We start from the raw sequence: 7,625 nt of genomic DNA, 5'->3' as shown, positions 1-7,625 counted from the left end.
TGACCTTCTGAAGGTGGAAGTTGACCTTCTGAAGGTGGAAGTTGACCTTCTGAAGGTGGAAGTTGACCTTCTGAAGGTGGAAGTTGACCTTCTGAGGGTGAAAGTTGACCTTCTGAGGGTAAATCTTTAAATTACGCCGTGTGCAACTTTCTCTCAAACCTAACCCCCAACCCCTTCCCTACAAGGGAAGCTACAGTGTAGACACAAGTCATCGAATTAGCCAAAACAAAAACCTCACCCTGTCCTGACGAACATCCCTCTCCTTACTAAGGAGAGGGACAGGTTTTGCGTAGCAGAACCAGGGTGAGGTTTCTTTAGGCTATTGGATAAACCGTAAATTGTGTTAATTAAGACAGACTTGTGTGTACACGGCAGTACAAGCGAAGGGGAGCAAAAATCAAAGCCTTTCAGGAGTGGGCGAGAGTAATGGAAGCGGGGTTTTAAGGATAAGTTGCACAACTCCAAACTCCTGTACAGACGCGATTAATCGCGTCTCTCCCCACTCCCCACTCCCCACTCAATAAGGATTTGAATCAATCCGTCCCCTTTTGACACTCCTAAGATAGTACCCAGAGGTGGGTCTGTTTCTCAGGTTGAAGGTGTCGCCACTGCGAACTTTCCAAATTTTGTAATTAGAAAAAGTCAAAGGCGATCGCGGTTCGCATACTTCCGGTATATGATTGCCAAGTACAAAGTACGCCGCACCCCTACCCATAACTTTCACCAAACCGTTTTTATCCACAAGAACCGATGTACTTTCACTAACTGCTATGCCTAAAACACTGTTAGATACACCGTCCTTAATTTGACGGGCAATGAAAGTCATAATTCGACCCATTCTTTGACGCCTATCGAAGTGTGTATCTACGATAGTTCCCTTCAAATTACTCCAGTTAAAAAAGTTGTAAGTAAAAGTAATGTCTCGATAGGGATCTTCGAGTGCGTCTCTAGTTTCAATGCCTTTTTCGGAAGAAGCGCAAGCATCGTAAACATACTCACTTTGGATCATCGCACCCGCACTAGTGCCACCAACACCACCTCCTTTAAGGTAAACTGACTTAACAGCAGTTTCAAGTTTGGTATCCTTCCAGTTGCGGATGTATTGACATTGGTCGCCGCCAGCAAAGAAAATCACATCAGCATTTTTGACTTTTTCAAAAATCTCGGCTTTGTTTGCCTCTTGCCTATTGCTAATCACAAGAGTTTCCACAAACTTTACGCCCTTCATGGCATAAATTAGCCGATTGTAATCGTGATTACCATTAGTGCGGATAACTACAACATTAACTTTAGTCGCAGAGTCAGTACCTCCTCTAACTTGGTTAATCATCCACTGGATAGCATCATCGACATCGGGGCCACCCCCACCTAAGCTAAGGACTGGACCCGCTAAGGAAGGACGGACATCATAAGAGGGGGAGGGGCGGACATCAACAGTGTCACCCAGGAAGTAGCGCTTCCAGTTTGCGATAAAACGGTTTATTAGGAAGGTTCCCATATTCAACAACTTGATTCCTGTACTTTTCAAGCGCCTTGCTATGCTTGGGAATGCCTTTGTCATACTAAGCTTCTGGAGCAAACTGCAATTATTGCTAGGCTGTTACGCATCTTAATTGCTTATCTCTTCGCGATCGTGCTTGATCATTGATCGTTAGTCACTTGTATTTACAATTGGACTTTGGACAAACGACTAATGACAGTTTTAACGAAAAAATCTGCAATTTAGACGCGCACTAGCTTAACTCTCGCACTAGAGAGGGTAGAATTTCCAGCGTACAGGGCTTGTACTGTTTTTTAACGCGATAATAACCCAGAGTAATCATTAATTCTCTGCCCTACTCTGTGAAAATATCTACATTACTTGTATCCTTTATTAGAAGAATTCAAAACTCAGAAGCGGAGCCGGAGACGCTTTCTGTCAAGGATTTGTTTTGGCTAATTTTTACACTCATATAGCAGTCTGCTTTGATTTCTGTTCGCGCAGCGTGGCGTAGCCATAATTATTTGGGTAGACAGAGAGTAGGGAATGGGGAGTGGGGAGTTGCAAAAAAATTGCTTTGTTGGGTGGAGGCTTTGCGTAACCCAACATCCTGATAATCAGTTGGGTTGCGCTCCGCTCCACCCAACCTACGTCTACTAAGAAAAGCTTATAGGTTATAGTCCGTTTTAACGGACTTTAGCTATGAGCCTCTGAACTTCAGTTCTGGGCGGTTTCTGTCTAGAATGAAATAGCCCTGCTTAATCCCCGTTACAAAGCTGAATTACGAATTACGAATTACGAATTACTACATCAACTCTCTGAGGTAATATGCTTTTAAAACTGCAACAAATTATTGTTAAACCTGGTCAACAAATGTTGCTCAAAGATATTAGTTGGCAGCAGTTAGAAAATATTTTTGCAGAAATGGGAGAAAAGAGTGCTGCACGTATTTCTTATAGTTATGGCTGGTTAGAAATTATGGTTCCCCTACCCGAACACGAAAAAGATAAAGAATATATTGGTGAGTTAGTGAGAATTTTATTAGACAAACTCCAAATTGATTTTGAGCCTTTTGGTTCCACAACACTTAAAAATGAGCGATCGCAGCAAGCAGTAGAACCAGATACCAGTTTTTACATTCAAAATCAAGCTGCTATAATTGGGAAAAATCGCATTGATTTAAATATAGATCCACCACCAGATTTAGCAATCGAAATTGATATTACTTCTCGCACTCGATTTGAGAATTATGAAATTTTGGGAGTTCCTGAACTTTGGCAATATACACAACAAGGTTTAGAAATTTCGTTGCTAAAAGAAGGAAAATATATCAAATCTGAATCTAGTCCTAATTTTCCTGATATCCCAATTATTGAATTAGTTAATGAGTATGTTCAGCAGTGTTTAACAATTGGGAGAAGTCAAGCTATGCGTAATTTTCGAGATTGGGTTAAGAATAATTTATGATAAAACAGGAGTCAGAATTCAGAATTCAGAATTCAGAATGCTCTACCCATAAAGGGATAGAGTTTTAAGGCGAGAATATTTTAATTTTTTTCGCCCGCCCTTCGGCCACGTTCAGGGCATTGCCTGGGGCGAGGTTTTAACCAATATTCATTACCCACTCGTACAGAATTCAGTATGAATTATGACTCCTGAGTTCTGAATTCTTGTTATAAAAATCTAAGGCTTTCTGAGAAAGGCGATCGCTCATGACTACCGAAAACAACCCAGGAGCCATTCTAGACTGGGAACACCCCACACCGCCCACAGATTTAATTTTTGATGATGGTGAACCCTTGGAATCAAATCGCCACCGTATTGCCATGAATGTCCTGATTCGGTCATTGCAACAAACTTGGATTGACCGGAATGATTTTTTTACTGGTGGCAATATGTTTATTTATTACAGCAGCGCCCAAGTACGTAACCAGGATTTCCGTGGCCCCGATTTCTTTGCTGTCCTGAATGTGGACGGGACTAATTCTCGTCAAGGTTGGGTAGTGTGGGAAGAAAACGGTCGTTATCCTGATGTGATTGTAGAATTAATGTCACCATCTACAGCCAAAATAGATCAGACTGTTAAGAAAGACCTTTACGAACAAACTTTTCATACTTCAGATTATTTTGTCTATGACCCCTTTGATCCGACTTCTTTGCAAGGGTGGCATTTAGATCATAATCAGCAATATCAATCTTTGACATCAAATGAGCGTGGTTGGTTGTGGTGTCAAAAGTTAAGTTTATGGTTGGGAACGTATGAAGGAACAATAGACAGAGAAACGGCGATATGGTTGCGGTTTTATGATGTAGCTGTGAATTTGGTTTTGTTACCAGACGAGGCTGCTGCTTTCCAAGCACAAGCCGCAGTCACGCAAGCGGAAATTGCTGTTGCACAAGCACAAGCCGCAGTTGCAGAAGCAGAAGCGGCTTCTGCACAGGTGGCTCGTTTAGCGGCTAGATTGAGAGAACTGGGGGAAAATCCAGATATGTTATGAATTTTGGCTTTTTTGATTTGTTTGGACTACAGTTTTGAGTTGTAGGAGTAAGAGATGAAGAGACAAGTAATTATCTATCCAGGAGAAGATGGTTATTGGGTGGCTGAATGTCCTAGCTTACCTGCTTGTATCAGCCAAGGGAAGACGAAAACAGAAGCTATTGGCAATATCAAGGAAGCTATTGAATTATATATTGAAGTATTAAAAGAAGAAGGTCGTCCTATTCCAGAAGATAACTTGGAAACGGTTTTGGTCGATGTATGAGCAAGTTGCCAATAATTTCTGGACAACAGTGCATCAAAGCTTTGGGAAAGGCTGATTTTTATGTTTTGCGACAACGTGGAAGCCACATTATTTTACGTCGAGATGAGCCATTTGGTGAAGTTGTTGTTCCGAATCATCAAGAATTAGACAAAGGAACTTTACGAGCAATTATCAGACAGGTTGGACTGAGTGTTGATGAATTTATCGAGTTGCTGTAAGTGAAAGATTGGGTGCGATCGCTATTTTGAAATATCAGAATGAGTCAGTGCGATCGCTATTTTGAAATACAAGAATGAGGAAGTGCGTAGTTTACCACCGTAGGCATCGCTATTAAGTAAAGCTGCAAAACTAAGGTTGAGTTGGCACAAACTTATATTTATCAGTGCCAGATATTTGTTGAACTTTGACTAAGGAGATGGGATTGTCATTGCGATCGCCAGATGGTAAAAACTGAATCTTTCCTGTAGCACCATCAACTGAAAAGCTTGGATCGCGTAGCGTTTGTTGTAGTCCGTTACGAGTGGGATTTATCTTTAAAGCTGCAATGATTGCCTTCGTTGCATCATAGCTTGTCGCCGTTCGCCAACTCACCGGAGCTTTCCACAATGACTTGGAATTTTGGACAAAATTTGAATTGGGTTTAATATCAATATTCCAGGGAATTGCTACCACCATACCTTCAGCTTGCTTTCCCCAAGTTTCTAAAGTATTTTGGCTGTAAACTGCGTCTCCCCCCAGTACATTTAACCGTGACCGTTGTTGATTTTCTTGAACCACTTTCTGCGCTTTGTCCATTGCTTTAGAATCTGTAGAATCGGGGACTAACATCAATACTTGTGCGCCTTGCATAATTGCCTGTTGCATAGCAGTAGCGGCATTAAAATTAAACTTCGATAAGTCTTCCGGTTTTAATACCTGTCCACCGTTGTTTCTAACAGCCGTAGTAAACTCATCCTTTAGCGAGTTACTATAAGCACTGCCAAAATTAAAGAAAACTGCTGCTTTTCTTTTCTGTAAAGTTGTTACCATGTACTTGGCTAATTCCTCTGCTGCGAATTTATCGCTAGGAACGGTGCGAAAAATATAGTGGCTAAAATTAGAAATTTTAACAGAAGTGCTAACAGGAGAAATAGCTACAAGTTCTCCTGAGTTAAAGACTTGACCTGCTTCTATCGTGACATCGCTAGAAGCAGGGCCTACTACACCTAATACTTCCTTATCATCGACTAAGGCTTTCGCAATTTTTCTAGTCGTACCTAAGTTTTGATCATCATTAGCGATCGCCACTTGCAATAGTTTGTGATTAATTCCACCACTACTATTTACCTCATCTTGAGCTTGAGCTACACCGCGCAGTATCTCTTCTGCTAAATCTATACCAGTACCAATAGGTACGCTCACAGCTATTTTAATGTGTTCTGCCTGCTGACGAGCCTTAGCGTTATTTAAGTAAATCAATGTTTCTGGGTCTCTAGGATTAGCTTGACGGTATGAATTGAACTTATCAATAGCAAGCTGACAATTACCCTCTAAAAATGCTTGAACTCCAGCTTCTTTATCTAGATTCGTATCTTTTTGTTTTAATAAAATTTCTTCACCCAAACTAATTCTGTCATTCAAACTATACTGCTCTTTCTTAGCACAGGTTTGCGGTGAAGGCCGAAACAAATATACAACAGTACCACTAACAACAACTCCGATTATTCCAATAATGCAAACTCCTATATAGTATTTAAAATTGCTATTTCGGAGGGGTGGAGGAGGTGGTGGGTTTTCGGCAATTATTGGAGCTTCGATTAGCGCTATATCTTCATCTCTAAGTCCTAACGCTTGCTGAAGACGTTTCAAATCAGCACGAGTCTTGTCACTACAGCGCTTCCCGCTATTATGCAATACAGTTGCTTTGAGGATGTACCTCATAGCTGCCGGAAGTGCTGTAACAGGTAATTTACCTTGAGTTTCTTCGATGAACGCCTTTTGATATTCCTGTAAATTTTCTTTGTAGTCTTGATAAGGTTTTAAAACCTCAGCCTCGATAGCTGAAGCTTCATCAGGTTTAAGTGCTAACTCTTTTTGTCGCTTAGTTAAAGGAATACGACCCATATTAATAATCTCACCGTCTCTTACCCAATAATCAACTTCTCGACGATATATGAGCTTAGGATCATCAATAGGTGCTTTAGCAAGGTTTATTTTATAGCCTTCTTTGATAGTATATATCTCTGGTTTCATTGCAAGAGTAGCTTCTTGTACTGCCTTAGTAGCATATTCATGCAATTCATCAACGGAAATCCAACCATCTTCATTCTTATCTGCTGCACCAGTCTTTAGTCCATCAACTATATAGTAGGTATAAGTTGAGGTATCTGCCCCTTGTTGTTCAAAAGAATATTGAGTGGAAGTCGAAGATGTGAGAACAGCTATTGCCCCTTCTCTAACTCGAAGCAATTGTATAAAAGCGCAATGCAAACCGCCAAAACCGGATAAGCTGCGATCGCATAACTTCTAGCTTCCAATATTCTTTCGATGAATTGGGAAGCCTACACTGTACCATCAGTCCAGTGTAGGTAGTTCACTTAAAACAATTCCAAATCTGTTACAGCACCAATACTGCTAGAAGATACCAAAAAGGCATATTTCGCCAACACGCCTTTAGTGTAACGCGGAGCCGGAGGTTGCCAATTAGCACGACGACGCGCCAATTCTGCTTCAGATATATTCAACTGCAATAAACGAGCGGGTGCATCAATAGTAATACTATCGCCTTCTTCTACAAGAGCGATCGCGCCACCAACTGCTGCTTCTGGCGCAACATGACCAACCACCATGCCGTAAGTACCGCCTGAAAAGCGCCCGTCGGTAATTAATCCCACCGCATCACCCAAACCAGCACCGATAATTGCTGAGGTGGGAGCCAACATTTCGCGCATCCCAGGACCGCCTTTAGGCCCTTCGTAGCGGATGACTAGAATATCACCAGCTTGAATCTTACCCGCCAAAATCGCATCTAAAGAGGCTTCTTCCGATTCAAATACCCGTGCTGGACCGGTAATTACTGGCTTTTTCACCCCGGTAATTTTGGCTACAGCCCCTTCCGTTGCCAGATTACCTCTGAGAATAGCTAAATGTCCTTGAGCATACATCGGGTTATTCCAAGTCCGAATCACATCTTGGTTGGCGGATGGTTCTTCTGGGATGTCTGCTAATATCTCTGCAATGGTTTGACCGCTAATGGTGAGGCTATCACCGTGTAATAAGTCATGGACAAGTAACATCTTCATTACTTGGGGAATGCCACCAGCTTTGTGCAAATCTGTAGCGACATATTTACCGCTTGGTTTTAAATCACACAAAACTGGAACGCGGGCGCGGATAGTTTCAAA

General features: G+C 41.7%; 7 protein-coding genes. 4 read left to right on the top strand and 3 right to left on the bottom strand.

The annotated features are described in order from the left end of the window. Positions 1-517: 517 nt before the first annotated feature. The gene (locus tag V7K27_RS12000) at positions 518-1,561 is read right to left on the bottom strand and encodes a cyanophycinase (RefSeq protein WP_334947374.1); all 1,044 of its coding nucleotides are present in this window, start codon (positions 1,559-1,561) and stop codon (positions 518-520) included. Between the two features lie 747 nt (positions 1,562-2,308). On the opposite strand from V7K27_RS12000, the gene V7K27_RS11995 reads away from it, so the two are divergent. The 4 genes from V7K27_RS11995 to V7K27_RS11980 all read left to right on the top strand — a co-directional run bounded on the left by V7K27_RS11995 (position 2,309) and on the right by V7K27_RS11980 (position 4,460). Then, a complete protein-coding gene (locus V7K27_RS11995) occupies positions 2,309-2,947 on the top strand; it encodes a Uma2 family endonuclease (RefSeq protein WP_334947372.1) in 639 nt (212 codons plus the stop codon). Positions 2,948-3,192: 245 nt separating this feature from the next. Further along, on the top strand, positions 3,193-3,978 hold the full coding sequence (locus V7K27_RS11990; protein WP_334947370.1) for a Uma2 family endonuclease: 786 nt from the start codon (positions 3,193-3,195) through the stop codon (positions 3,976-3,978). Positions 3,979-4,032: 54 nt separating this feature from the next. Beyond that, positions 4,033-4,242, top strand: coding sequence for a type II toxin-antitoxin system HicB family antitoxin (locus tag V7K27_RS11985; RefSeq protein WP_334702265.1), 210 nt, complete (start codon positions 4,033-4,035; stop codon positions 4,240-4,242). Then, positions 4,239-4,460, top strand: a complete 222-nt coding sequence (locus tag V7K27_RS11980; protein ID WP_334947368.1) for a type II toxin-antitoxin system HicA family toxin — start codon at positions 4,239-4,241, stop codon at positions 4,458-4,460. The genes V7K27_RS11985 and V7K27_RS11980 overlap by 4 nt, the downstream gene beginning before the upstream one ends. Before the next feature lie 130 nt (positions 4,461-4,590). Here V7K27_RS11980 and V7K27_RS11975 read toward each other — a convergent pair whose 3' ends face one another. Together V7K27_RS11975 and V7K27_RS11970 are read right to left on the bottom strand one after the other, a co-directional pair. Next, complete coding sequence (locus V7K27_RS11975; protein ID WP_334947366.1) at positions 4,591-6,690, bottom strand: ABC transporter substrate-binding protein; 2,100 nt, start codon at positions 6,688-6,690, stop codon at positions 4,591-4,593. Positions 6,691-6,818: 128 nt separating this feature from the next. Then, the coding region (locus V7K27_RS11970) for a dihydroxy-acid dehydratase domain-containing protein (RefSeq protein ID WP_334947364.1) at positions 6,819-7,625 on the bottom strand (807 nt) is incomplete at its 5' end.

The sequence above is a fragment of the Nostoc sp. genome (genome assembly GCF_036919575.1).
Taxonomy (GTDB): domain Bacteria; phylum Cyanobacteriota; class Cyanobacteriia; order Cyanobacteriales; family Nostocaceae; genus Nostoc.
This window is presented reverse-complemented; position numbering and strand designations above follow the sequence as displayed.